This window comes from Congregibacter sp., from assembly GCF_047617445.1.
GTDB lineage: Bacteria > Pseudomonadota > Gammaproteobacteria > Pseudomonadales > Halieaceae > Congregibacter.
This window is the reverse complement of record NZ_JBLGBE010000045.1, coordinates 1-26546: the sequence shown is the minus strand read 5'-3', so window position 1 is coordinate 26546 and position 26546 is coordinate 1. Positions and strand designations below refer to the sequence as shown.

At 54.1% G+C, this 26546-nt stretch carries 27 protein-coding genes; 5 read left to right on the top strand and 22 right to left on the bottom strand.

Translation table 11 applies throughout. The annotated features are described in order from the left end of the window. Window positions 1-78 precede the first annotated feature (78 nt). The 6 genes from ACI9KD_RS11185 to ACI9KD_RS11160 are packed head-to-tail and all read right to left on the bottom strand — an operon-like array spanning window position 79 to window position 8557. Complete coding sequence (locus ACI9KD_RS11185) at window positions 79-381, bottom strand: Rieske (2Fe-2S) protein (RefSeq protein ID WP_414981252.1); 303 nt, start codon at window positions 379-381, stop codon at window positions 79-81. A gap of 2 nt (window positions 382-383) precedes the next feature. Next, a complete protein-coding gene (meaB, locus tag ACI9KD_RS11180; protein WP_414981251.1) occupies window positions 384-1352 on the bottom strand; it encodes a methylmalonyl Co-A mutase-associated GTPase MeaB in 969 nt (322 codons plus the stop codon). A gap of 5 nt (window positions 1353-1357) precedes the next feature. Then, a complete protein-coding gene (gene scpA, locus ACI9KD_RS11175; protein WP_414981250.1) occupies window positions 1358-3511 on the bottom strand; it encodes a methylmalonyl-CoA mutase in 2154 nt (717 codons plus the stop codon). A gap of 9 nt (window positions 3512-3520) precedes the next feature. Continuing rightward, window positions 3521-3931: a methylmalonyl-CoA epimerase gene (mce, locus tag ACI9KD_RS11170; RefSeq protein WP_414981249.1), complete on the bottom strand. Its 411-nt coding sequence runs from the start codon at window positions 3929-3931 to the stop codon at window positions 3521-3523. Between the two features lie 36 nt (window positions 3932-3967). Then, entirely contained in the window at window positions 3968-6775 is a 2808-nt protein-coding gene (locus ACI9KD_RS11165; protein WP_414981248.1) for a biotin/lipoyl-containing protein, read from the bottom strand. A 30-nt stretch (window positions 6776-6805) separates the two neighbouring features. Continuing rightward, window positions 6806-8557 (bottom strand): acyl-CoA carboxylase subunit beta, encoded by a 1752-nt coding sequence (locus ACI9KD_RS11160; RefSeq protein ID WP_414981247.1) that lies wholly within the window; start codon window positions 8555-8557, stop codon window positions 6806-6808. Window positions 8558-8785: 228 nt separating this feature from the next. Between ACI9KD_RS11160 and pabB the strand changes: the two genes are divergently transcribed. Then, the gene (gene pabB / locus ACI9KD_RS11155; RefSeq protein ID WP_414981246.1) at window positions 8786-10183 is read left to right on the top strand and encodes an aminodeoxychorismate synthase component I; all 1398 of its coding nucleotides are present in this window, start codon (window positions 8786-8788) and stop codon (window positions 10181-10183) included. 7 nt (window positions 10184-10190) lie between these two features. Here the strand turns inward: pabB and cysB are convergent, their stop codons facing one another. The 11 genes from cysB to moaC all read right to left on the bottom strand — a co-directional run bounded on the left by cysB (window position 10191) and on the right by moaC (window position 17802). After that, the gene (cysB, locus tag ACI9KD_RS11150) at window positions 10191-11165 is read right to left on the bottom strand and encodes an HTH-type transcriptional regulator CysB (RefSeq protein WP_414981245.1); all 975 of its coding nucleotides are present in this window, start codon (window positions 11163-11165) and stop codon (window positions 10191-10193) included. Between the two features lie 115 nt (window positions 11166-11280). After that, window positions 11281-12183, bottom strand: a complete 903-nt coding sequence (locus tag ACI9KD_RS11145; RefSeq protein WP_414981244.1) for a 5'-nucleotidase — start codon at window positions 12181-12183, stop codon at window positions 11281-11283. 121 nt (window positions 12184-12304) lie between these two features. After that, on the bottom strand, window positions 12305-13627 hold the full coding sequence (locus tag ACI9KD_RS11140; RefSeq protein WP_414981243.1) for an alanine/glycine:cation symporter family protein: 1323 nt from the start codon (window positions 13625-13627) through the stop codon (window positions 12305-12307). Window positions 13628-13720: 93 nt separating this feature from the next. Next, entirely contained in the window at window positions 13721-14056 is a 336-nt protein-coding gene (yajC, locus tag ACI9KD_RS11135; RefSeq protein WP_414981242.1) for a preprotein translocase subunit YajC, read from the bottom strand. Between the two features lie 126 nt (window positions 14057-14182). Continuing rightward, complete coding sequence (locus ACI9KD_RS11130) at window positions 14183-14986, bottom strand: exodeoxyribonuclease III (protein ID WP_414981241.1); 804 nt, start codon at window positions 14984-14986, stop codon at window positions 14183-14185. 4 nt (window positions 14987-14990) lie between these two features. Continuing rightward, window positions 14991-15467 carry a thioredoxin-dependent thiol peroxidase gene (gene bcp / locus ACI9KD_RS11125; protein WP_414981240.1) on the bottom strand — a complete coding sequence of 159 codons (477 nt, stop codon included), beginning with the start codon at window positions 15465-15467 and terminating at the stop codon, window positions 14991-14993. Window positions 15468-15546: 79 nt separating this feature from the next. Further along, window positions 15547-16098 (bottom strand): NUDIX hydrolase, encoded by a 552-nt coding sequence (locus ACI9KD_RS11120; protein ID WP_414981239.1) that lies wholly within the window; start codon window positions 16096-16098, stop codon window positions 15547-15549. Beyond that, window positions 16095-16571, bottom strand: coding sequence for a flavin reductase family protein (locus ACI9KD_RS11115; RefSeq protein ID WP_414981238.1), 477 nt, complete (start codon window positions 16569-16571; stop codon window positions 16095-16097). Before ACI9KD_RS11115 ends, ACI9KD_RS11120 begins: the two co-directional genes overlap by 4 nt. Beyond that, entirely contained in the window at window positions 16568-17026 is a 459-nt protein-coding gene (locus tag ACI9KD_RS11110; RefSeq protein ID WP_414981237.1) for a molybdenum cofactor biosynthesis protein MoaE, read from the bottom strand. The genes ACI9KD_RS11115 and ACI9KD_RS11110 overlap by 4 nt, the downstream gene beginning before the upstream one ends. 2 nt (window positions 17027-17028) lie before the next feature. Next, on the bottom strand, window positions 17029-17271 hold the full coding sequence (locus ACI9KD_RS11105; RefSeq protein WP_414981254.1) for a MoaD/ThiS family protein: 243 nt from the start codon (window positions 17269-17271) through the stop codon (window positions 17029-17031). Between the two features lie 15 nt (window positions 17272-17286). After that, complete coding sequence (gene moaC, locus ACI9KD_RS11100) at window positions 17287-17802, bottom strand: cyclic pyranopterin monophosphate synthase MoaC (protein ID WP_414981253.1); 516 nt, start codon at window positions 17800-17802, stop codon at window positions 17287-17289. A gap of 752 nt (window positions 17803-18554) precedes the next feature. Between moaC and ACI9KD_RS11095 the strand changes: the two genes are divergently transcribed. Then, window positions 18555-18818 carry a hypothetical protein gene (locus ACI9KD_RS11095; protein WP_414981236.1) on the top strand — a complete coding sequence of 88 codons (264 nt, stop codon included), beginning with the start codon at window positions 18555-18557 and terminating at the stop codon, window positions 18816-18818. Between the two features lie 29 nt (window positions 18819-18847). Here the strand turns inward: ACI9KD_RS11095 and ACI9KD_RS11090 are convergent, their stop codons facing one another. Beyond that, window positions 18848-19978 (bottom strand): flavin monoamine oxidase family protein, encoded by a 1131-nt coding sequence (locus ACI9KD_RS11090; protein WP_414981235.1) that lies wholly within the window; start codon window positions 19976-19978, stop codon window positions 18848-18850. A 215-nt stretch (window positions 19979-20193) separates the two neighbouring features. Between ACI9KD_RS11090 and ACI9KD_RS11085 the strand changes: the two genes are divergently transcribed. After that, window positions 20194-21519, top strand: a complete 1326-nt coding sequence (locus ACI9KD_RS11085; RefSeq protein WP_414981234.1) for a serine hydrolase domain-containing protein — start codon at window positions 20194-20196, stop codon at window positions 21517-21519. A gap of 20 nt (window positions 21520-21539) precedes the next feature. Here the strand turns inward: ACI9KD_RS11085 and ACI9KD_RS11080 are convergent, their stop codons facing one another. From ACI9KD_RS11080 to arfB, 3 genes are all read right to left on the bottom strand, one after another. After that, window positions 21540-22244, bottom strand: coding sequence for an SOS response-associated peptidase (locus ACI9KD_RS11080; RefSeq protein ID WP_414981233.1), 705 nt, complete (start codon window positions 22242-22244; stop codon window positions 21540-21542). Window positions 22245-22284: 40 nt separating this feature from the next. Continuing rightward, window positions 22285-22710 carry a PaaI family thioesterase gene (locus tag ACI9KD_RS11075; RefSeq protein WP_414981232.1) on the bottom strand — a complete coding sequence of 142 codons (426 nt, stop codon included), beginning with the start codon at window positions 22708-22710 and terminating at the stop codon, window positions 22285-22287. A gap of 117 nt (window positions 22711-22827) precedes the next feature. Continuing rightward, the gene (arfB, locus tag ACI9KD_RS11070) at window positions 22828-23265 is read right to left on the bottom strand and encodes an alternative ribosome rescue aminoacyl-tRNA hydrolase ArfB (RefSeq protein WP_414981231.1); all 438 of its coding nucleotides are present in this window, start codon (window positions 23263-23265) and stop codon (window positions 22828-22830) included. 136 nt (window positions 23266-23401) lie between these two features. Between arfB and ACI9KD_RS11065 the strand changes: the two genes are divergently transcribed. Further along, window positions 23402-23830 carry a MarR family winged helix-turn-helix transcriptional regulator gene (locus ACI9KD_RS11065; RefSeq protein ID WP_414981230.1) on the top strand — a complete coding sequence of 143 codons (429 nt, stop codon included), beginning with the start codon at window positions 23402-23404 and terminating at the stop codon, window positions 23828-23830. Between the two features lie 29 nt (window positions 23831-23859). Beyond that, on the top strand, window positions 23860-24243 hold the full coding sequence (locus ACI9KD_RS11060) for a DUF2306 domain-containing protein (RefSeq protein WP_414981229.1): 384 nt from the start codon (window positions 23860-23862) through the stop codon (window positions 24241-24243). On the opposite strand, the gene ACI9KD_RS11055 is transcribed toward ACI9KD_RS11060, so the two are convergent. Further along, a partial coding sequence (locus ACI9KD_RS11055) for a WD40/YVTN/BNR-like repeat-containing protein (protein ID WP_414981228.1) occupies window positions 24196-26546 on the bottom strand: 2351 nt, incomplete at its 5' end. The two genes, ACI9KD_RS11060 and ACI9KD_RS11055, sit on opposite strands and share 48 nt — an antisense overlap.

Here is a 26546-nt window from a genome sequence, read left to right as displayed (position 1 = left end):
CACAACTCAATGCATGCCACCGATTTCGAAGGCCTTCGGCCCGTACGATTTTTTTGCAGTAGAGTCTGTCGAAGCGCGTCACTCACCCACTCCCACACTATTGCCCTCATACACAAGAGTATGAACGCCCAAAGCACTGCAGTTAGCACCTCGCGGAAAGCCATCCTGAATCGAAAACTGAATCAAGTGCTTCGGACAGGTCAGCACATCACCATTCACGGCGGCAGCATCCAGAACCTGTCCGGCGTGCGGGCAGTGACGATCGATCAAGTAAGGTGTTCCGCCCTCCTGCAGGAGCAACAACTGCCGCCCTCGGTGCTGGATTATCTTGCGATAGCCATCGTGGAGATTGATCAGCTTTTCCAAGGGCTGATAAGCCATAACTAAGCTTTATCCAGCAACTCAATGACCCGTCGTGCTGCGGCATAGGGCGTGATGTGTTGCGCTTCGACTTCTGCCTCCAGCACCGGAAGCTCGGCGATCACCGCTTCGTTATCTTTTAGCCGCTGCAAGAGCATGGCCTGTACCAGTTGCTGCATCCATTCGCGATTCTGCGTGCTGCGCCGATGCTCAAAGAAGCCCGTACTGCGCGTTGAGGTGACGTAGGACTGGATGGTACTCCACACCTCATCCAGACCGACTTTCTTCAGCGCCGAGCAGCGCATCACCACTGGGGTCCAATGGGCTTCATTGCGCAGCAGGCTGAAGGCGGATTGATATTGGGACTGGGTGGCTGCAGCGATCCGCTCTCCGTCCCCATCTGATTTGTTAATCACCATGGCATCGGCAAGTTCTACAATACCTTTCTTGATGCCCTGAAGTTCATCGCCACCACCGGGGAGCATCAAGAGCATGAAAAAATCGACCATGCCCGCAACCTGAAACTCCGACTGCCCTACTCCCACAGTCTCGACGAGAATCACGTCATAACCCGCCGCCTCACAGAGCAGCATGGTCTCCCGCGTCTTTTGGGCAACGCCTCCGAGCGTCCCACCAGAAGGTGTCGGTCGAATAAACACGTTTTCTTCGCGCGACAACTGCTCCATCCGAGTTTTGTCACCCATGATGGAACCGCCGGCGACGGGAGAGCTGGGATCTACCGCCAAAACCGCTACGCGATGGCCCGCGGCCAAGAGCAGTTGCCCAAAGGACTCAATGAAGGTGGACTTACCAACCCCGGGAACACCGCTGATTCCAATGCGTATGCTATTGCCGGTATACGGCAGCAAAGCCTCGAGGAGCTGTTGTGCCTGCTCACGATGCGCGGGCAATGAACTCTCGGTTAAGGTGATTGCCTTGGCAAGCGAACGCCGGTTTCCCGCTCGAACACTATTGGCGTCGATCTGCGGCATTTGTGTTAGCCGCTTACCGCGTTTACCGCCTCGAGCACTTCCCGTGCGGCCTCAGGGATAGCTGTACCAGGCCCAAAGATGCAGCTCACGCCAGCATCCTTCAGGGCGGGATAGTCCTGTTCGGGAATAACACCCCCCGCAATAACAACGATCTCGCTCGCGCCGAGTTTGGCTAATTCCTGTATGAGCTCGGGCACCAGGGTCTTATGTCCCGCCGCTAAACTGGAGGCACCCACACAATGGACGTCATTCTCTACAGCCTGACGGGCCACTTCGGCCGGAGTAGAAAACATAGGCGACAAATCAACGTCAAAGCCCACGTCGGCAAACGCCGTGGCCACAACTTTGGCTCCACGATCATGACCGTCCTGGCCCATCTTGCAGACCAACATGCGCGGCCGACGTCCGTGACGCTCGACAAACTTATCGATATCGGCAGAAATCATTTTCCAGCCCTCGTCATCCTTAAATGCAGCGCCATAAACGCCTGATACCGTTTGAGCCTGCGCCGTGTAGCGCCCAAACTCTGCCTCCATCGCATCGGAAATTTCGCCCACGGTCGCGCGCAAGCGCACAGCATCGATGGCCAGAGCCAGTAAGTTGCCCTCGCCTCCCGCCGCGCAAGCCGTAATATCAGCGAGGATCTTATCAACAGCTGCTTGATCCCGGTGCGCACGGATGTTTTGCAGCCTCGCAATCTGTGAATCGCGAACCGCAGCGTTATCGATATCAAGAATGTCGATAGGGTCGTTTTGCGGCGGCGGGTACTTGTTAACACCGACAATGACATCTTCGCCGCGATCAATACGCGCCTGCTTCCGCGCAGCAGCCTCTTCGATACGCAGCTTGGGCATACCGGTTTCGATGGCTTTAGCCATGCCCCCGGCTTCTTCAACTTCTGCAATCAGCTCTCGTGCTTTGTCCGCAATCTCCTGCGTGAGCGATTCCATCATGTAAGAGCCGCCCCAGGGATCAACAACCTTGGTAATACCCGTCTCCTCCTGCAGGATCAGCTGTGTATTTCGTGCAATACGCGCTGCAAACTCCGAGGGCAGTGCGATAGCTTCATCCAGGGCATTGGTATGCAAAGACTGGGTGCCGCCAAAGACCGCCGCCATAGCCTCAATGGTGGTGCGAACAACGTTGTTATAAGGATCCTGCGCGGTGAGTGACCAACCGGAAGTCTGGCTGTGCGTGCGCAACATAGAACTCTTGGGGTTTTGCGGCGAAAACTCAGCAACGATATCGTTCCAAAGCAGCCGGGCGGCACGCATTTTCGCAATCTCCATATAGAAGTTCATGCTCACGCCCCAGAAAAACGATAAACGTGGCGCAAACTCATCGATACCCAGCCCGGCGGCGATCGCGGTGCGGATGTACTCTTTGCCGTCCGCCAGGGTATAGGCCAGCTCCAAAGCCGCGTTCGCGCCAGCCTCCTGAAGGTGGTATCCGGAGATCGATATCGTATTAAAGCGCGGCATGTTTTTTGAGCAGTAGGCAATAATGTCACCGATGATTCGCATACTCGGTGCTGGCGGGTAAATGTAGGTATTTCGAACCATGAACTCCTTCAGAATGTCGTTCTGAATGGTGCCCGCCAGCTGATCCTGAGTCACGCCCTGCTCCTCAGCAGCGACGATGTAGCCTGCCAATACGGGTAAGACAGCGCCGTTCATGGTCATGGACACCGATACCTTATCCAGAGGTATCTCATCAAAGAGAATCTTCATATCCTCGATGGAGTCAATCGCGACACCGGCTTTACCAACATCACCGGTCACCCGCTCGTGATCGGAGTCGTAGCCTCTATGGGTGGCAAGATCAAAGGCCACAGAAATGCCCTGTCCGCCTGCCGCAAGCGCTTTTCGGTAGAACGCGTTGGAATCTTCAGCCGTACTAAAGCCAGCGTACTGACGGATAGTCCATGGACGTCCGGCATACATAGTGGCCTGAGGGCCTCGTACATAGGGCGCCATCCCCGGGAGTGTGTCAGTGTGTTCAAGACCTTCAATATCGGCCGCGGTGTATAGCGGCTTTACCGCTATACCTTCCGACGTATTCCAGACTAATTCGTCGGGGCTTCGTCCCTTCATTTGCTTTGTCGCCAGGGCATCCCAGGCGGCAAGATTTTCTGCAGAGGCTTTTTTGCTATCGCTCATAGCTTGTACTCAGTGCTCGTCTGCGGGCTGACTGAGTTCAACAAGAACCCCATCGCAGCTGCGCGGATGAATAAAAATCGTCAAAGAATTGTGCGCGCCGGGAGCCGGAGCCTCAGCGAGAAACTCATAACCCTTCTTTCGAAGCATCTCAATATCTGCATGGATATCGTCAGATCGAAAACACAGGTGATGCAATCCGCCTCCACGCTTTTCGAGATACTTGGCGATAGGCCCCTCGCCATTCAAGGGATGGACCAGCTCTATATTCGTCGGCGGTAGTGGAATAAACGCGGTGGACGTCTTTGCCGCTTCAACATCATCACGACCCTCATAAGGGAGGCCAAAATCCTCACAAAAACGCGTAATTGCTTTTTCTAAATCTGGTACAGCGATCGCTATATGGTCCAGTGCGGTAATCATTGTGTGCTACTCCTGGCGTCGGGCAACTCAGATAAACTAAAGCTGACCCAGGTAACGAGTGGTTGCCGTGCGACGGCGCTCCGCGATTTCTTCCGGCGATTCAAATACGATCTTCTCGTCCGGTGTGATCCGGAACAAGGCCTGCCCCTTGCTAATAATCATACCGTCGCCCTCGACCAATACTTCTTCCACCGTGCCGGCGAAGGGCGCATAGACCTTATTAAACATCTTCATGACTTCAACGATATACAAAGGATCACCCGCTTGAAAGTGATCGCCTTTTTCGACGTAGAGGAGCGAATCCGGGGTTTCCCGACCGTAGAACATTCCCCCACTGGCGGCGATAATCTCATCGGAGTTGGCGACCGGCGGAGGCACAAGCACCTTGGCCATCGCCGTCTGAAGCTGCGAGTCATCCAAACGCTCTGGAATATTAATCGTTAGATCGTCATTCACGCAGAGTGTGAAATAGGCAGTCGATTCTGCTATCGCCGGAAGAATACTCATGATGGAGCAGCCCGATTGATATCCGCGATGCGCTGCCTTTATCGCAACCCACTCCTGCTCTGTTACAGCAGCACCCTCCGGTGGGCTCGCCTCACTAAGCTGCGTCTGCATAGCCAGCCAATCCTCGGCAGACAATAGCCCTTCAAGCTTCGCATAAAAGGCCTGTGCATCTTGCAGAATCTCGTGATCATGCGCCCAAATCATTCCCGCCGCCGGCGCTCCGGGGAGATAATCCATATTCAAAAAATGGTAAAGTTCGACCAATAATTCGATGGGGTTATCGTTCCAACTAACCCGCTCATTAATCATGGTGTAGCTATCGCGATGAACACTGAGCCAGCCGCTCAGCACATGCGGCTGCTCCAGCAACATCCCCAGGGGTCGCAGCAAGAGTGTGTGCTTGAGATCCAGCGTCGATAGAAACGACGCATCTCCCGCACTATCTGAAGCGGCGACTTCTAATGCGCAGACCTGCTGCCAGGCATGCTCCAGATCAATGTTTAGCGCTTCTCTTTTTAACTCACCCACCGCCGTGAGATAGGGGACGATAAACCGCGTGGTAGGCCGCGCATTAATATTTTGGCCGAGAAACCAATTCACCAACCCGTAGTGAAACTCGAGGTTCGTTGCCAGATCCTTACCGCGCATTTGCGTTTGGCGAATTGTCTCGGCCATGCGCTGGTAGCAGTCAAGCCGGGTGTCGCCGACGGTCAGCAGCAAGGCAATGTTCGAATCGTAAGCACCTGCCAAGGTGTACTTCATAAACACATCAGTGTCTGGGTTATGCAGACTGATGCCTTGATCGTCTCGGATCTCGCCGTCAATCGCGTCCGACCAGTATTCGATCACACCACCTGCGCTGGGCTGCAGCGCCTGATTCGTAGCGTTCAAACGCGCTTCTACACTATCGTTATGGCGCGCCACACGATGAGGCTTGGGCAGCTTTGGCGCATGCGTCGCTAGTAGCACCATGGCCTCGACCAGGGACTCAACGACAAAATGATCCTCGGAGTTTTCAGGGTTAGCAAAGCGCAGCGCATAGCAAAGCTCAGTCACCCTGTGCTCCACCTGAATACGCGTATTCATTTCCATGAAGAAATGCTTGTCGCGATCAACAATGCATTCGAAGGTTGATACCGAATCCAGTCCCACGGCCTCGCCAAAGCGCGCGGCCTCGTCTTCCATCTGCGACAGTGTGCGGATGTCCTGCTCGAGGACAGCTGCTTCAATAGCGTTACCCTGCGCCTGAGCCTCCTTTAGAGACAATGCCAAGGAATCCACGGTAACCGACACTTCCAACAACTTTTGCTCGTGCATTTGTAAGGAGCAGTCCCGCCCTCCCAAGCTCATGCTCCAGATACCGTTTCCGATAACTTGAATTTCCTGGTGGCGTGTTGTCTCGATATTAAGTTCAACCAGTACGTTCTTGTTGTCACCCACACCGGTTGTTTTAACTTCGTTGAGAATCTCTCGAACCATCTCGCCAGCGCGATGAGATTCGCCGATACTCAGAATTCGCTGCCCTTTGCCGCCACCGCCGCTAATCGCTTTAAGTCGAACGCGATTACTGGGGTACTGATCGCTCATGCGCAACACAGCTTCGGTAACAGTCTCGCTTAACTCATCGACGGTATACAGGTCCACGCCCTTTGCGTAACCCGCAGCCAACACCTGATCAGCGGCCGTCTCCAGCTCAGGCTCTAGCGTCGTGGGATCCAGAGGCAGAGACTCGCTATGAATCAATGCCACCAGCGCGTCGTGATCGGGATAGCGTTTAATCAGTGCTAGCGCCGTTGCGTTGTCGATACCGGGAGTTACCGAGACACCTGTTTTTAAGGCGGTACGCTTCGCTTCATCTTTGAGACCTGCGTCATGCACAGTGCGCGAACAAGGTCCAATAAAGTTAAGACCTGCGGACTCCATGGCGGCTACCATGGTTTCGTCTTCGGCCATGAAACCATAACCGGCAAAGATCGAGTTGTAACCGTTGTCCCTTGCGATACCAATGATTTGCTGGATACGCTGATTCCGCTCTTCCTTATTCGCACCGGTGTAATCGGGAACACGATGAATGCGCTCGGGATCAGGCATAACACGTAGTTCGGGCGCAAGGGCATTTTGATACACGATGGAATCTTTCTCTGAGAGCAAGATTCCAATGTGCTGGATTCCCATCTCCCGAAACACATCGATCGCTTCTTTACGGATAGGTCCCCGACAAATGATCAGGGGCCGCACATGGGAGCAATCGAACTGACTCACCCAGGCGCTACTCTGCCGGCCAAGCCTTCGATCACTGTGTATCAAAGGATTTTTCAAATAGTGTTCGTTAGACACGGTAACGGGTCCTTAGCAAATGAGCTTGAATCAATGGAATTCGCGCTGAACACCGTCCATCGGTGCAGGCTCGTAATTTCGCAGGCAAAACTCCATGTGCTCGGCGAGCACCTGTCGCAAATCTGAGGGCATCACGATTTGAGAAATAGAACCGAGGCTTAAGGCCTCGTTAGGGTTCATGAGTTCGCGTTCATAACGCTGCGCAAGCAGCTGCTCCTCGGACTTGATCCACGCATCTACCAGTGCTTTTGCAGCGCCCGCAGCTTCCGTCACGCTAAGTCCTGCGGCCTGTTGCGCCTGCGTCTCCTGTGCCAAACGGGTACGCGCCTCGGCGCGCAACTTCTTAAGCTCGTCCTTATAAACGTACTCGACACCTGCCGGCCCCATCACCGCGACCCGAGTGGTTGGCAGTGCCACAACCAAGTCCGCACCTGTCGAATAGTTGTTGTAAGAAGCGTAAGCCCCACCAAAAGCGTTGCGCACCAGCACCAAAAACCGCGGCGTGCGTAAGTCGACGATGGCATCAAGCATGGCCCGACCAGCTTGCACGATGCCTCGTGACTCCTGCTCACGTCCGGGTAAGAACCCTGTTGTGTCCTCGAGAAAAATTATGGGGATGTTGTACAAATTACAGAACCGAATAAATCGCGCATTTTTATAGGCGGCTCCAATATCGATCTGACCCGATGCAACCGCAGAGTTGTTGGCTACAAAACCAATGACATTACCCCCCATACGCCCCAATGCCGTTATGGTGTTGCGTGAACGTTCAGCCTGCACTTCAAGAAAATCACCGTGATCACACAGCTGCTGAATCAAAACCGTAATGTCGATGGGTGTATTAAAGCCTGTGGGCGAGTTAAACGCCTTTTTTAACAGAACATCGATGTCCCATGTTTTGCGCGTAATCGGATCCGAAGACGGCTGATGAGGCGCAGCCACCGCATTGTGGCTGGGCAGATAATTCAGTAGGTCGCGCACCTTTCGCAGCGCAGCAACCTCATCAGGCACGACAAAATCTGTAACTCCCGTTTGACTATGCACTCCTGGACCACCTAACTCATCCGGCGTGACATCTTCGCCAAGCACTGATTTCACTACACCCGGACCCGTGAGGCCAAAGAAGGTGTCATTCGGCTGGATCAGGAAGCTACCTTGCCGTGGCAGATAGGATCCACCCCCCGCGTTAAAACCGAACATGCACATAATGCTGGGAACAACCCCGCTAATCTTACGTAGTGCCGTGAAGGCATCCGCATACCCATCCAGACCACCAACGCCAGCCGGAATGTAGGCTCCCGCGGAATCGTTCAAACCTACCAGAGGTATTCTCTGCTTGGCCGCAAGCTCAAACAGTCGTGCCAGCTTTTCACCATTTGTTGCATCCATGGAGCCAGCACGTACGGTAAAGTCATGACCATAAACCGCCACATCTCGACCACCCACGCGAATCAGCGCGGTCACCAGTGACGCACCGTCCAGGTTCGGCCCCCAGTTTTGATACAGAACACGCGGGGGCTCATCAGCAAGGCAGTCAATGCGCTCCCAAACTGTCATACGTTTCTTGAGGTGCTGGCGCTGTATACTGCGCACCCCAGCGGCGTTTTGCGGTAGCCGCTGTAACGCAGCACCGGCCTTCATGGTTTCTTCGAATAGTCCCGGCGCGCTATGAATCTGTCCGGGCACTTCGAACTGATGCTCCTGTGCCGACGCAAAAGGGTTACTTAGCGTGGCATAAGGCGTAGCTGAGTCTTTGGCATTATCCTTCGATGGATCACTCATAAATGCGAACAACTCTCTTGCAGAATGTTTATTTTCTATTTGTTTTCTATCCGTCTTCTATCTACTTTTGTCCACTTACGTTCTGTTAGGCCGTACCCTGATCGTGAGACAGTACTCGAGTGCATTTACGCCCTCGGCTTACAGCAAAAAAGACGGTGGAGCACAGTAGTTCCTAGGCCACTGAAAGTCAATTTAAACAATAGCTTATGCCAACTATCGGTATGACTTATGAGCTACGAAAACATGACAGCCAAGGCCCCCGCCCCGTCGACTAACGCAGTGTCGCTGCCCTACTTCGACGACCCCTGCCGCCTTTATCGCCGCCTGCGACACCTAGGGGAAGCAGTGCTGCTCGACAGCGGTGGCGACACGGTTCGTGGACGATTCGATATCGTGGCTGCACAAGCTGACGTGTCGAGGAGCCTGTTTATTGAAGCGAATTGTACGAAGAGTGATATGCGCCGAGCACTCAGCCAATGGCAGGACCTCGCGGAACGTCAAATCACCACGACATCATCCCAATGCGCTCTGCCGTTCTACGGCGGCTACATCGGCCACTTCAGCTACGAGCTAGGACGACGCTTACAAAACATGCCCGCGGCAAAGGCAGGAACGCTTCCCATCGCCGTGGCCCACTATTACCCGTGGGCCATTGTGCAGGACCGACAGCAACAACAAAGTTGGCTGGTGGGCGAGGCAACCGCGATCGAAGAGGCGTATCCGATCCTCCACCGCCTAATCACTGAAGAGGCTGCTGCGCCTACACAAATGGAATTCCAACTCCAGCAGAAGTTTGCGCATCACTGGTCCTTATCGGACTACCAACAGAGGTTCAAGAAAGTGCAGGGATACATCAGCACAGGAGACTGCTATCAGATCAACATTGGGCAAGCCTTTTCTGCACCCTTTGCAGGAGACCTGTTTTGCGCTTACCAAAAACTGCGCAGCATAGCCCGTGCACCGTTCAGCGCATTCTTCCCCCTTGGTGAAGATCAGTCACTGCTTTGCCTATCGCCAGAACGTTTTTTAACCGTTGATCAAAGCTCTGTAGAAACGCGCCCGATCAAAGGAACGCGTCCCAGGCATAGCGACCCGGCAGAGGATCGCTTGGCCGCCGAAGCGCTGCTGGCGTCTGACAAAGAACGCGCCGAGAACCTCATGATTGTGGACCTTCTGCGCAACGATATTGGGCGATTTTGCGAACCAGGGAGCGTCCGAGCAAAGGAGTTGTTTACGCTCGAAAGCTACTCGACCGTGCATCACCTGGTGAGTGTGGTGACAGGCGAATTATCGTCAAAGCATAGCGTGCTGGACCTGCTGCTTGGCTGCATGCCCGGAGGATCCATCACCGGAGCACCAAAGCACCGCGCTATGCAAATCATCGATGAACTTGAGCCCGCTTCTCGCCAGGCCTGGTGCGGAAGCCTTTTTTATGTGTCTCGTCATGGCCGGCTCGACAGCAACATCACTATTCGAACCTTGTTCAACGAGGGTTCACAGCTCCATTGCTGGGCTGGTGGAGGACTAGTTTATGACTCTCAGCTAGAGGCCGAGTATCAGGAGCAGTTAGACAAGGTCGGCGCTTTTCTTCGTGCACTTGAAAGTGATAGCAACACTATCCAATGACCAGATTCTAATATTCCGGCAGCTCAAGATCGCCGAACAGTTGATCAAGCTCAGATCGCGTTTTGCGCTGAAAGGCTTCGGTCACCACATCGCGTGTTAGGTGCGGTGCAAAATCAGAAATAAAGTCATACATATAACCACGCAGGAACGTGCCTTTGCGACAACCGATACTGGTCACACTGCTAGCGAACAAGTGCCGCGCATCCAGTGCCACCAAATCGTCATCAACCTCTTCGTCGTGCGCCATGTCTGCAACGATCCCAATACCCAGCCCCAAACGGACGTAGGTTTTAATCACATCCGCATCCGCAGCGGTAAACACTACACGAGGCGTCAGCCCTGCCGTTACAAAAGCCTCGTCAAGACGTGAACGACCGGTAAACCCAAAAACGTAAGTGACGATGGGGTGCGCAGCAACATCCTCCAGCGTCAAGCGAGACACCTGTGCCAAAGGATGATCCCTAGGGACGATGACACAGCGGTTCCAGCGATAACACGGCATCATGATCAGATCGCTAAACAACTCCAAAGCTTCTGTTGCGATAGCGAAATCGACCGTGCCGTCTGCAGCCATTTCCGAAATCTGCATAGGCGTGCCCTGGTTCATATGCAGGGACACATCGGGGTACTTGCCGATAAAACTGCTGATCACGTCCGGGAGAACGTACCGTGCTTGGGTATGCGTTGTGGCAATTGATAAGGCGCCTCGTTTCTCATCCGAGTACTCCTGAGCGACACGCTTGATACTTTCGACCTTGCGCAAGACCTCACCAGCGGTTTCCAGAATCACTTGGCCTGCAGGTGTGACGTGCGTCAGGTGTTTACCACTTCGAGAGAATATCTCGACGCCCAACTCATCCTCTAAAAGCCGTATTTGTTTGCTGATACCCGGTTGCGAGGTAAACAAGCTCTGTGCGGTTGCCGATACGTTGAGGTCGTGATGTGCGACCTCCCAGATATAGCGGAGTTGCTGGAGTTTCATGGCTAGGGTGCCTCTAACGTCGGATAACCAGGCTTAACGCCTAGACGTTATAAAGAATAGCCATTAGCTGCACTCAACTTCAAGCTTTTTGGGTATAAGGCTTGAAGTTTTCTGACTATCGCTCGTTGGCGACACCATGGGGTACGTGCCCCGTCGCGATATGAGGGCTCGCGGAGGCGCAATGCGCAGGCTGGTCATCAAAGAACACATCCGCCTCATAAGCCCTTAGAAACTCTGTCTTATCCAAGCCGCCAAGAAAGATCGATTCGTCGATACGAATGTTCCAGGCTCGCAGGGTTCGAATCACGCGTTCATGCGCAGGCGCCGAACGTGCTGTTACCAATGCCGTGCGGATTGGCGGATCTTCTGCCGGAAGTGCTTGCTGAATATCGTGGAGAGCCGACAAGAACAACTTAAAAGGACCACCGGACAGAGGTGTACGAGCCGAGGCCTGCTCACTTGCCGTAAAGGCATCCAAGCCCTGCGCTTTATACACGCGCTCTGCCTCATCAGAAAACAGAACCGCATCGCCATCAAAGGCAAACCGCAGCTGATCTGTGCCTCGATTGGCCCCCTTATTGGATACCAGGGTTGCGGCAGCGATTCCGCACTCCAACGCATTGCGCACGTCCTCGGCTTCGCTGGACAGAAACAGCTGACAGCCAAAGGCACTGATGTATCGCCAGGGACTCTCTCCGCCGCAGAACGCGGCGCGACTAATAGCCAGGCCATAGTGCTGCACTGAATTGAATACCCGCAGCCCCGTATCGGCACTATTGCGCGACAGGAGTACCACTTCCACTCCCTTGTCACCGCCTAGTCTGGCATTAATCCGCAGCATCTTTTCTACCAGGGGAAAGGCCTCACCCGGCTCCAGAGGCTGCTCTTCGTGCTCGATTTGATACGCAGAGTAAGCGGCGAGACCTTCTTCTTCATACACACGATGGCTTTCGCTTAAGTCGAAGAGTGCCCGCGATGAAATCGCGATAACGAGTTTTTTGTCGAGTGTCACGCTCATACGCTGAGAATACCCTGCAAAGCGCTTCTCACAAAACGTGAAGCGCTGATAAGCGAACAGATTATCAGTTCGGCCACAAACGCATATGGCCTAGTGACTATTATCGTCGAAGTACTAACAGCTATCGTTGAAAATATTCGCGGCTCAGTCGAAACACCAATGGGCCCAGAAGCAGCAATGCAATTAGATTGGGGATCGCCATAAACGCGTTCAGCGTGTCGGCAATGAGCCAGATCAGATCCAACTGCACCATGGTGCCCACCGGAATCGCCAGAACCCAGGCGACGCGAAAGGGCATCACCCCCTTTGTTCCCACCAGGAATACAACGCAGCGCTCCCCATAAAACGACCAACCAATCATGGTCGTAAAGGCAAAAATACACAGCCCTAGAGTGACGATAATGTCTCCCCCGGGAAACGCATTCCCAAATGCCATGCTCGTGAGACTTGCGCCACTCACACCGCTAGGAAGGACGTCCATAATAACGATGACCAGTCCTGTAATACTGCAAACGATGAGGGTATCGATGAAGGTACCAAGCATCGCAATCATGCCCTGCTCTACCGGCTCGTTAGTCTTGGCCGCCGCGTGGGCAATAGGTGCACTTCCTAGACCTGCCTCGTTAGAGAATATTCCCCGCGCCACACCAAAGCGAATCGCAGCCCACATAGAGGCACCGGCAAACCCACCCAGCGCCGCTGAGCCGGTAAAGGCTGACTCTACAATAGTCACAACTGCTGCGGGTACTGCAGAGGCGTTCATGGCGATGACGATGAGGCCCATTAGCAAATAGCTGCTGGCCATGAGCGGCACAAGATAACTCGCAACGCTAGAAATACGTTTGATGCCGCCCAAGACCACGGCGCCAACCAGCACCATAAGCGTAAGACCGGTATAGAGGGGGTTTATGGCGTAACTATCATTCAGGACCTGAGCGACAGAATTGGACTGCACGGTATTGGCAATGCCAAAACCGGCCAGGCCACCAAAAATTGCAAACGCGAAAGCGAGCCAATGCCAATGTGGAGCCAGACCATTACGAATGTAGTACATCGGGCCGCCACTGTACTGACCGTTACTATCTTGTTCACGGAAATGGACAGCACACACAGCCTCCGCGTACTTGGTCGCCATACCGAAAAGCGCGGTAATCCACATCCAGAACAGCGCACCGGGACCGCCCAAGGTTATTGCAGTCGCCACGCCTGCGATATTGCCTGTACCGATGGTGGCTGAGAGCGATGTCATCAACGCGCTAAAGGGTGAAATATCACCTGCGCCCGCACCGATACGACCTCTAAAGAGCAGTCCAAAGCCGGTGGGTAGCTTGCGTAGCGTGAGAAACCCTAGTCCCAGGGTTAAGTAAACCCCGGTGCCAAGAAGCAGAACCAGCATCACCGGACCCCAGGCGATACCGTTGATAGTGCCCATCAACTCAACCATATTCTTACAGTCCTTGTGTTACCGGTCTATTGACGTACTTACCCTCATTAAGCCCACGTAGCGCCGAAAACGCAGCGGCCAGGCTCAAAGATGTTAGCCAATGCTCTTAAGTGTGCCTTTGGGAAGCACAGCGTGTATATGAACGCGCTGAAATTTGAGCTCCACTTTCTCACTGACAGTTAGCACTACATAGCTATCATCAAGACTGACGATCTTGCCAAGGATGCCGGAACTGGTCACAACTTCGTCGCCCTTACCCAGCGCAGAAACCATTGCAGTATGTTCTTTTTGGCGCTTGCGCTGGGGTCTGATCGCTATGAAATAGAAGAGTACAAAAAGGCCAACCAGGAAAATAATCTGAAAAATCTCGCCTCCGGCGGGTCCACTTGCGGGGGCAGCTGTTTGGGCGTGGGCTGATGCAATAAACACGGTAACTCCTTAGGGGTAACTCAATAATAGAAAAAGACTTGCTACGCCTTAGGAGCGGCAAATCCGATCTGCGAATGGCGAGGGAATGTACCGGTTTTACCCATCCCCGGCAAACGGCCAGTTGATCTAGGACCTAATTTCCAGCTCGTACTCCATGATCTGCGGGGCGTGGTCCGAAAAACGCTCATCTGTATAAATCGACGCGGCCCGCACAGTCGGCACGAGCTTTGGCGTAATCATCTGGTAGTCCAGTCGCCAGCCTACGTTTTTGGCCCACGCCTGTCCTCGATTAGACCACCAGGTGTACCGGTCTGGCTCTTCGTCAACAACTCGGAACGAATCCACAAAGCCGATCTCATCATAGATCCGATCCAGCCAAGCGCGCTCTTCTGGAAGAAATCCAGAGTTCTTGCGATTAGCCCGCCAGTTGCGCAGATCAATAGCCTGATGGCAGGTGTTCCAATCTGCGCAAATAATAAACTCTCGACGCTTACGCTTTAGCGTGCGCAGATGCTCAAAGAACAGCTTCATAAAAGTAAACTTCTTTTCCAGTGCGGCTTCACTGCTTGACCCCGATGGAACGTACAGCGATATCACGGACAGTCCCGCATAGTCGCACTGAAGATATCGGCCCTCTCCGTCCACGGGCTCCCAGCCAAGGCGCGTGGTCACGGCGCGGGGCTTGACTCGCGAGTACACAGCGGTGCCGCTGTAACCTTTGCGCTCGGCATCGTTGTATACACAGTGGTAACCCTGGGGATGGAAAGCCTCATCGGTCAGCTGATGAACCTGCGCCTTGGTCTCCTGTACGCAAACAACATCCGGAGATTCACGCTCCATCCATTCGAAAAACCCTTTGCGCTGGGCCGCTCGAATTCCATTTGCATTGAAGCTTACGACGCGTGTTTTTGCAGGAGACTGAGTAACCATAGCGCTATAGACCCAGCTCTTTAATCAAGGCTAATACATCGTCGTGATGCGTTTTGGTTTTGACCTTATCCATAACGTGCTTGAGCCGCCCGTCTTTGCCAACAATAAAGGTAGTACGCAATATGCCCATGAACTCACGTCCCATAAATTTCTTCAGTCCCCAGGAACCGTACTTGTCGGCAATGGCATGATCTTCATCGGACAACAGGCTGAAGTTCAACTCCTGTTTCTCGATAAAGCGACCCAGGCGTGGCACAGGGTCAGGACTCACGCCGAACACAAGGGTATCGAGCTTTTTGAGGGCCGTCTGGCTATCACGCAAGCCACAAGCCTGGGTCGTGCAACCTGGAGTCATTGCCTTGGGGTAGAAATACAAAATAATGTTTTTCTTGTCGCGAAAATCTTTGAGGCTCACCTTCTTCCCATCTTGATCAAGTAGTGAGAAAGCCGGAGCAAGATTGCCTACTTTGGGGAACGCCATGAAGATCTCCTTAAGAACCTTGAATCAATGTTGTAATCCACTGCTACCGCCGCGTCTTTTCGGCGCGACAGGCCCGGTTTTAACTCGTCCGAGGCGGCTTCCGATAACGAATAGCATCGACTGCCACGGGATAGTCATCCCGGCGACGATCGTCAAAGTAAGCTTTGAGTGTCTCTCGTACCACTGGGAAGGCTATCTCGTCCCATGGAACATCGTGCTCAGCGTATAACGCTGACTCAAGACTCTCGGGTCCAACCCCAAAGAGCCCGTCGTCAAGGGTACATCGATAGAACATGTAGACCTGACTGATGTACGGCACGTCAAAAACCCGATATAGGTGCATATTGCTCACCCGAGCACGAGCTTCTTCCCAGGTTTCCCGCGCAGCGCCCTCTTCCGTCGTTTCACCGTTTTCCATAAACCCCGCAGGCATGGTCCAAAACCCGTAACGCGGCTCGATGGCGCGCTTACACAACAGCACCTTGTCTTCATACACAGGCAGACAGCCCACAATAACGCGAGGGTTGATGTAATGAATGTGGTCGCAATCATCACAGATGTAGCGGTCGCGATCATCGCCCTGGGGAATACGCAGCTCAATCGATCCTCCGCACTCACTACAGAACTTCATTTGAGCTCCCGGTACTGGCCGCCGAGAAACACCAGAGGCGATTGAGAGTCAATCGTGGACACTCGTGTCACTCTGCCGAGCAAAATCGTATGGTCTCCGCCATCTATAGCTCGCTCGAGACTGCATTCAAAGTTCACCAGGGCACCAGTGATCAGGGGCGCGCCATTGAGACCAGACTCAAAATGCTCTGCGGCCAGTCGATGTGCACCTTTTTGCGCATAGCCCGAGGAATGCCCTTCCTGAGCATCGGAAAGTACGGCGATGCAAAACCTGGGCGCCGACTCATACAGGGCGTAAATCTCCGCGTCCTTTTGCAGGCTCCATAGGACCAAAGGTGGATCCAGTGATACCGAAGAAAATGAATTTACCGTTAGCGCGTGAGCCACACCATCTTCGTCAGTCACTGTAACGAGGCACACGCCCGTCGCAAACTGCCCTAGCGCATCGCGCAACTCGCGAGCATCAATAGTCATGCGGTCGCACCTCTACCCCAACGTTTAGCGCGATCTTGGTCTATGGCCTTGGCGTCAACCCAATGCCAGTTGCCTTGAAGATCGCACTCGCGCTTCCACAGAGGCGCGGAAATTTTCAAGTAATCCATTACAAACTCGCAGGCGCTAAAGGCCGCCGCTCGATGCCCTGACCCCACCGCCAACCAAACGATGGGCTCACCGGCTTTCAGCTCTCCCACCCTATGGGCCACCTGCACAGCCTGTACTGGCCATCGCCGGGCTGCGCTGTAGATCGTCTCGAGAATATTCTGCTCGGTCATACCCGGATAGTGTTCGAGGGCCAGAGCGCTAATCCCTTCACCACGAACAAACCCCGTAAAAGTAACCACCGCACCCGTTTCGGAGGCACTGCGTGGAAAGTTTTTGCCCAGGGCAGCGATATCCAAAGGCTGATCAGATATATCGACCGCAAACATGTTCACCCTCCCGTCATCGGCGGAAAAAACCCGACCTCGTCAGAACTTGCCAAGGGCTCATCGTCGCTCACAACCTTTTGATTAACCGCGCAAAAGACATTGGGATCCGCTAAAGAGTCAGCCAAATCGGGGTTAACAGACAAACGCAGCATAGCCCGAAGCCCAGCCACATCTATTGGGCAGTCTGCGTCGGCAATCTCCAGAGTGTCGCTGCCGAGCAGTTCTCTGAGCCGCGCAAAAAACATTATCTTCACTGGTCTTTATTCCTCGCTCTGTGTTTCTTGATGTCCATCAACTGCATCTGGACGCTCCCATACGCCAGACCTTCCACCTTCTTTACGTACAAGACACAGCTTATCGATCAACATGCCCTTATCAACCGCCTTACACATATCGTAGATAGTAAGGGCGGCAATGGAGACCGCTGTGAGGGCCTCCATCTCAACACCTGTGCGCGACTGTACGGAGGCGCTGGCCGTGATACGCACGCCGGGCAGCGCGTCGTCCAGTTCAAAGTCCACAGTGACCGCATCCAAAGGCAGGCTATGGCACAGCGGTATGAGTTCATCACAACGTTTAGCGGCCTGAATACCTGCAATGCGCGCGACAGCCAGAACATCCCCTTTGGACAAACTGTTCGAACGAATCTGTTCAAGGGTTTGAGACTGCATACAGATCTGTGCAGCGGCGATTGCGCGCCGGGCAGTGATTGGCTTCTCGCCGACATTGACCATGCGGGCGCGACCCTGACCATCCAGATGCGTGAGCGTCGTCATAATGATGGAGTACTTGCGGAAAGCGGCCAGTCTAGCCAAAGGCCCCTGTGCATACCAGCGTGAAAGTAATGTTTCCCGGCACGCGAAAATTCCGGCATTGATCCGCGCTCAGATTTGACCTCCTAATAACAAATCGAGCATCACACGTTGCCAGCGAATCCCGAAGAAAAATCCATCTCAAGCCCAGCAGCGGTCACTATCGCTTCGACACTGGAGGCGGACTGCTGAAGCCTTTGGATGGCGAAAAGCCTTCATGATCGTAGGGCTACCCGGTGTTGTATTGGCCGGCCTTCTTCTTCTCACGGTAAGAGAGCCACTTCGAAGACGCTGGGACAGTTCAAAGGATGACGCCGATCGGCCTACCTTTAAGCAAACCGTGAAGGTCCTTCACCAGCGAAAATCGTTCTGATACGTGACACTAGGCGGCTCGCTCACGTCTTTTGTCAGCTACGGCAACGAAAACCTCTTCCCCTCCTTTTTATACCGAAACCATGGCATGAGCATCGCTGACATCGGCCTGGTGCTTTCATTAGTGGCTGGGGTGTCTGGCGCCGTAGGGACAGTTGCTGGCGGCGTAATCGCCGACAAACTGACCGTTCGAGATGTACGCTGGCATGCATGGACGCCCATCATTGGTGGGCTTATAGCGTTTGTCCCGTATTTTTATGTCCTGAGCAGCGATAACACCACGTCGATTCTCGTGGTGCTGTTCTTCATCATGATCGCCAACTCCCTATATCTAGGCCCCAGTATTGCTGGTGTCTCATGCGATGGTGCCCCCGCGCATCCGTGCCCTAACGTCCGCCGTTTTATTTTTTATCTTGAATATGATCGGTCTCGGACTTGGCCCATTTCTTACCGGGCTGGCCAACGACCTGTTATTACCGATCTCAGGAGAAGACAATCTGCGTCATGCGATGTTAATCACGGCCTGCGTAGGCGTCATCGCGCTGTTCATGTTCTTCATGGCATCAAAGCATCTAATCAAGGATCTGAACGCGAATCGCGCTAAGTAGAGGGGGCTCCAGGGACCACGCAGACGGCTCTAGAGTAGCTCCAGAACAGGCTCGTTAGGGAAGTCTAGCTCAGACTCAATGTTGAGTGACAGAGCAACCTCGCGCGCGGCGCGCTCCCCGCTGTCATAGGCACCGTGGACAGTTCCCACCGCTGCCGGGTCGGCTGTTGCCTCTCCAGCGAAAAACACGGTGTTTCCCATACTCGAAGCGATCTCAAGATGTGTCAGCGTACTTCCGACTTGCGTTGCAGCGCCGAGACTCAGTGGATCAGCCAACCAATCGGCAGTGCCGGTCCAGCTCGCGTCACTCAATAACGGCAAGGACTCCAATGCATCCCCAAAGGCGCGAATTGCCAAGGACAATTGCAGTGACTCGGACTGCTCGGATAGAGCATCCGCCCGAGAACCTCGAAACTGCGCTTCCAACAGCACATCCCCGTCGACACTCACAGAAAATGCGCGTAAGCGGGTCGTCGAATCTTCATACAACCAAGGTTGCGTAGCATCTTTTAGCTTTGCATGACTTCCGGGGAACAGTACAGCAACACTGATTGCAGGCTCTATAGACAGCGACTGCAAAGCATCCAGCTTGGAAGACGGTAAGGCCGGTGTGATCGACAAGGCCCCACTGCGCAGGACGCCCGCCGGCAAGGTGACGACCAAGCGCCGGCCGGTTACCGCGCTACTAAGTCTGCGATTCATATAACTCACGCCGACCAAGCCTTCGCGCCAGAACACTTCTCGCACTTCGCTATCGAGCTGCACTCGCCCGGTCGAGGACTCGGCAAGCGCACGCACTAGTGCCGCCATACCCGGGTACAGACCGAGGCTATTGTCAGGAAACTCATCGACGTTTAGACCCAAACGATCAGTTACCGCCCAGTCTCGCCCTTGTGCTTGCGTGAGCGACATTGCACCAAGCTCCGCATCGCGGGTGCTACTTTGGTGGCGGACCGAGTGAACACGCCCGCCAATACGATCTCGAGCTTCGAGCACCAGCACCTTGAGATCACTATCCAGGCTTACAAGTCGCTCGGCCGCCGCAAGGCCAGCGACGCCTGCACCGATCACGATGACATCGTAATCAGTCCCCAGTCCCCGTGCGGCAGATTTTTGCCCTAGCAAAGAGGCGAAAGCCGGTATGCCGGCGGAAAGCTGCAATATTTTTCTGCGTGAGAACAAATTAACTATCCAAACCCGTGTACCGCTATAACCCCAGCAGCATAGCGCAGCAGCGGTAATTACACAGCTTGACAGCTACAGGTTGTGCGCCTCGTCTCAATTGCCTATCTTGGCTGTCTTGACCAAGCGCATGGCCCAAAGTTGCCCCGCTCAAGCATGACATCGCCCCATTCGTCGTTTGGAGAAACGCAATAATGCGAAGTAAACACCTTGTCAGCGCGGTTTACGCGTGCCTGATCACTACCTACCTGCTCGTTGCCCAAGGCGCTGTTGCGGACGGCAGTTTTCAGCCGATGGCCATCCCCAGCACCTCTCCTGCCCGCGAGGGCTTCTCAAGTGAACGCCTTGAGCGCATCAACGACCGTATGGAAGAAGCCGTCGATGAGGGAATCATGGTCGGTGGTCATGGCGTGATCGCCCGCAACGGCGCGATTGTGTTTAACGAGACCTGGGGTTTGGCGGATCGAGAGGCAGGCCGGCCTATGTCAGATGACGCACTGTTTCGCATTTACTCCATGAGTAAACCGATTACCGCCGTCGCCGTAATGATGCTGCATGAAGAAGGCCGTTTCCTGCTTGAGGACCCGGTTAGCCAATACCTTCCAGAACTGCAGGGATTGTCACTCGCGCAGGAAGACGAGAATGGTAACTTGGTGAGCAAAGCGCCTAATCGTCAACCGACCATCCGTGATTTACTGCGCCATACCGCTGGTATGACCTACGGGATATTTAGCAATACTGGCGTCGACAAGCTGTATCGCGATGCAGAATTACTTCGCGCGCCGAATCTCGCGGAGTTTTCGAAACGCCTCGGTACTCTCCCCTTGCTTTTCCAACCGGGCGCCCGGTGGCACTACAGCGTCTCGGTCGATCTTCAGGGCCGCCTCGTGGAGGTTGTGAGTGGCCAAGCCTTTGGTGATTTTCTAAAGGAACGCATCTTTGAGCCTTTGGGGATGAAGGATACGTTTTTTGTCGTACCCGAAGAAAAGCAGTCGCGTCTTGCCGCGCTCTACTCCCCCAAAGGCACAGTCATGGACTGGAACACGCCTTGGCCATTCAACGCCGAGACGGAACTGGAGCCTGCTGATCCCGAACTCACCCGCCCCTACCTCGATGGGAGCCTGTTTCAAAGTGGTGGGGGCGGACTCATCTCAAGCACTGACGACTACCTGCGTTTCGCACTCATGCTTGCCAATGGCGGCCATTTAAATGGTGCCCAGCTCCTGTCACCAAAAACCATCCAACACATGCAAAAAAACCACCTTGGAAGTGCTGACTCTACAGGGATCTGGGGTATGGACGGATTTGGTCTGGGTGTGGGCATCATCGACAGCACCGCGGGTAAAAGTGGTGAACTAGGTGCCGACGGCGCTTATGGCTGGGGCGGTGCGGCAGGGACCGACTTTTGGGTAGACCCCAAGGACAAGATCGTCGGCTTGTTTATGGTGCAGAGCGTCCCCCACCAGACACCCTTGGCCAAAAAGTTTCGGGTCCTTACCTACCAAGCGTTAATTAACTGAAACGCTTGGATTGAAAACAATTAAGCATCGGTCGCAGGGAGCGTCACCCACTCCCCGGCAGGCAGAATACTGTCAGGGCTCTTGTTACGAGAGTTTCCCGCAGCGCGACTGATAGGAACCAGACGAAGCGCCTCCCTAAGCTGGGGAGCAAACACAGGATCATCTGGCTCAATCGGCGCTCGATTGTCTAACCATCGCTCTCTGTCATCGCTCGAAAGCATAACTGGCATGCGTGTATGCCAGGGTTTAAACGACTCGGCCGCAGCGGTGGTTACCAACGTACAAGACAGCAACGGTTCACTGCCATCAGTTTTATCGTCAAACCAAAGATCCCATAGCGCAGCTACCGCCAAAGCCTCTGCTTCGTTACTAATCAACCATGGCTGCTTGTCTCCAGCACTTCCTCGCCACTCAATGAACGACGACATCGGCACGATGCCGCGCTGACTCGCAAAAGGCTTACGAAAAGCCGGACTCTTGCTGAGCCCTTCGCTCCGTGCATTGAACATGGCGTATTTTTGACTGACTTCTTTGGCCCAGGACGGGGTTAACCACCAACGTGCTAGCTGCATACTGCAAGGCGCATCGCCGGTGCTACGCAGTAAACCCACGGCCTCCGTCGGAGCCACGTTGCAGGCAGCCTCGGTGACCTGCACATCAACGCTCAGCTCATTCAATAGCACCTGCAAGCCCGGTGTACTGGTGACATTGAAACGGCCGCACATAATTAGCTCAACACCGACTATCGCTCAGCGCCAGTGCGCTTCACGCGTCTTTGGGCTTGCGGTAGATTTTGGCAACGCTCTGTGTGGTGGCCAGTAAATTCCCCTCGGCGTTGAACAACTGACCGTCCAAAAACGCCGTTTTATGCGACAGGCGAACAATACGTCCTACGGCCGTAAGGAATCCTGCTCGAGTAGCCTCTAAATATCGGGTACTAATCTCTAGCGATGACAGGTTGCCCACGCTATCGTCATAAGCAAACACTGCGTGGCTCATCGCGGCATCGAGTAAGGCCGTTACAAAGCCACCCTGAACAATATCACCGGAGTGGCAAAAGTTTTCTCCCACGGTAAAGGTCAGCGTCGCAGTACCGTCCTCAGCATCGAACTCCGCCACTTTGCCGTCAAACAGCTTCATAAACACGGGGAGATTGGCGTTGAGGCGCTCAAGATCGCGGGGCTTGCGCATAGGAGTTCCTAGTGGGCTCTAAAACGAGCCCGGACTTTACCCATGAGTTGCGCGCTATTCAACATTGGGTTTCTTGGTTAACACATTGTTTTCGCTATTTATATCTTTTTGTATTTTTCATGATTCAGCATTTGGTTTCTTACGCAAACTCTTGTTTTTACTGTTTATATCCTTGCTTTTCAGGCGTCTCTCTTTGGACGCACGCGTAGGACGCGTGGCCCTGCGAGACTTCGGCACAAAGCTCGCTTCCCGGAGCAGCTCCACCAAGCGCTCTATGGCGTCTTCGCGATTTTTACCCTGGGTGCGGTGACGCTGTGCTTTGAGCACCAAGATCCCGTCATCACTGACTCTTCGGTCACGACTATTCAAAAGCCGCTCCCTAACGCGCTCTGGAAGCCTCGCGCGGTGCAAATCAAAGCGTAAATGTACTGCTGTGGAGACTTTATTAACGTTTTGCCCGCCTGCACCGCCCGCCCGCACGGCATCCATCTGCACATCATCAAGATAAAGCGCAAACTCAGGCGTCACGGGTGTTTTGTTGGATGGCTCACTCACGTGCCAAGCATACACGTCTCCCGATCACCGTCACAGATGGGCTATCGGATAAGTAAGCGCTTAGTTATTTGCTTTCTATATACTTGATAGATCAAGTATTGATCATGTACTGTGCACGCATAAGCAAGGAGTTCACATGAAAACACTTAATCCCAGAGCCAAAACCCTCGTTGATCTATGGCTGGCCAGCGAACGCCTCTCCGCTCGCATCGACCACAATCTTGGCTCCGTGCATGGCATTGGCTATGTGGAGTTTATGGTGCTCTACCAACTCGCTCGCTGCCCTGACCTGCGCATGCGTCGTGTGGACCTCGCCACCGCGATTGGCAGAACGGCATCGGGGGTAACTCGGCTCTTAAAGCCCATGGAGAACACTGGCTTTATTGCCCGAGACAGTAGCGACCGGGACGCGCGCGTGAGCCTGGTAACCCTGACCTCTGCGGGCCAAATCCGCCTCGAAGAAGCGCTAACTACGATGAACGGCCTCGGTCAGCGCCTCACTCAGGCCTTAGGCGATAGTCAGCTGGACAGCGCGGCTTCTGCATTGGCGATCTTGCGAGATTGATGAGTTCATAGAGACGCTGAGGAGTTGTTATGGGGTACATGACTATTGTCTACCTGCACCTGGCAACGGTTGTCCCTGCATTTGTTCTGGGCACGGTGATGCTGGTCGCGCCAAAGGGAACTCCCATGCACAAACGACTGGGAAGAGTGTATCTACTGCTGATGCTTGTCACCGCGGCGATCGCCCTAATCCTTCCCGCCCAGGTAGGCCCTACACTGCTGGGTCACTTCGGCCCCATACATTTACTCTGTATCTTGGTCGGATTTTCGGTACCCCGAGGCTGGCTGGCAGCACGACGCGGGGATATCGACACCCATCGCCGCACCATGATCCGGCTTTACTTTTTAGGGTTGGTGCTCGCAGGCCTATTTACGCTCACACCCGGTCGTTTGATCCATGGGTGGTTGTTCTGACCCATTCCCACCCTCCGGCCCTTGAACACCGCCGTGCAGTGCGTCTGACACTTCGAGTTTGCCCATAAGTGGCTCCCACTGTCGGGTAATCAGCTCAGTAAACAAGGTCAATACATCCTGTGTTTGCCGCTCCAGAAGTTTCAAAAACTCTCTATCGTTCACCGTGAGCTTCTCATAAGGCGAGTGGGTAAAGTAGAACGCCTTACTCAAACGATGGGATAGCTTGCCTGAGTCGCTAATCACTCCCTGAAACTCGCGAAAATCCACCTGCTCCCACAGTTCATCAATGCCCCTACGCAGCTCATCTGCCGCCTCTTGTGGTACTGAAGCGTCCGCTTGAGCGATCTCCTCCTCCATACAGGCCAGCACCCGCATCACGTCCTTGGATTGCCTCTGCAGAGACTCTATCGACTGGCGAAAAGCCAGATTCTCGGCGTAATCACTGGCCTTAAAATCGACTCTCGGGTCTGCAAGCAATGTCATCTCTTGGGTCGCACTGTGCCCTTTAGCGGTGACCATTAGCTCGTAACGGCCTGGCGCGGCGAAGGGTCGCTCCAGCACAGGACTCATGAGCGGCCCATAGATATCCTGCCCCTGCCATTGCAAGTCCCAGCTTGTGCGATTGAGACCCTGCACCACGGGCGCGTCCCATTTGCGAACGACCCGTCCCTTGGCTAACACAGCGAAGCTCACGGCCTCCACATCAGGGTCATTGATCCAAAAGCTAATCAATGCCTCCCGGGCATTGTTATCGCCCGCATACAACTGATCCGGGGATAAGCGCTGCCCCGGAGCCTGATCAATAACCGGTTGGTACGTGTTGGCGGGCGCAAAAAGGTGCAGTGGCTTGTCTGTGATTGCGGGCATTGCTGCAAGTTCTCGCCAAGGCCTTAGGTCATCCAACACCCACAGGCTACGTCCAAAGCTTGCCAGTACCAGATCCCCTTCCCGCTTTTGAATCTTAAGATCCATGGTCGACGCCGACGGGTAACCCTTAGTCCACTGGTCCCAACTGCGGCCTGCATCCAAGGACACGTAGAGACCGAACTCTGTGCCCAGGAACATTAGCCGAGGTTCTTCGGAATCCTGAACAAACGACAGCGCGTAGGACGGCAAGCCTTGCTCTGCTAGTAGGTTGCGCCAGCTCTGCCCATAGTCACTGGTATGCAGTAAATAGGCGGCCCAGTCACCCTGAAGATGATTGTCGATTACTACAAAGGCTTCGCCGGGTTGATGGCTTGAGGGCACGATCTGCTTGATCCAACCATGCGTCGGCGCACCCGCCAGATTCCCTGTTAGATCGATCCATCGCCTGCCGCCATTGCGTGTGAGATGAACCCGCCCATCATCCGATCCCACCCACATCAAACCTTCTTTCAAGGGACTCGGCGCTATCACGGTAAGCGTCGTGTGGTTTTCGGCGCTCGTAGCATCAATAGACAATCCACCGGACCGATGCTGCAGCTGTTTATTAGGATCATTAGTCGTGAGATCTGGACTGATGACCCTCCAAGACGCTCCGTGATCACGACTTCTATGTACAAACTGGCTGCCGATGTACAAGGTGCCAGCGGCGAATGGGTCTCCGGCGATAGCTGCGTTCCAGTTGAATCGCAAGTCTCGATCGGCATCGACTGGAGCAATGGTCTTTCGCTGCCCCGTTTCTTTATTGACGCGCACCAGCATTCCGCCTTGCCACAGCGCATAAACCCAGTGACTGGGCTCACGCTCTAAAACGACATCAAAGCCGTCATTAAATGCGAGTTCTCGCCAATAACTATTGCGAATGCCTGAACGATTCCACACTTCGCTGGGACCGTACCAGGTCCCGTTGTCCTGCAAGCCGCCATAGATGTTGTAGGGCACCATATCGTCAAGCGTAACGTGATAAAACTGACCTAAGGGTAAATTCTCTGCAAACCGCCAATGCTCGCCTCGGTCCCGCGTCCAATACAACCCGCCGTCTGTGCCGTCGATAATGAAGTCGGCATCATCGGGATCGATCCAGAAGGCGTGATGATCCGCATGAACTTCCATTCCCCAGTCTTCGATGACCTCAAAGTCTTCGCCTGCATTTTCAGATCGTGCGAGACGCGAATACAGGTTGTAAACACGATCCGGATTTTGGGTATCTACGTGCATTTCGGCAAAGTAAAACGGACGACTACCGATAGTTTCGGTGTTCACTATTTCCCAGGAGTCGCCACCATCGTCCGATCGATACAGCGCATTCTTTTGAGACTCCACTAAGGCGTAAACCCGATCGGTATTGGATGCCGCAATGGCCAGACCGATGCGGCCGT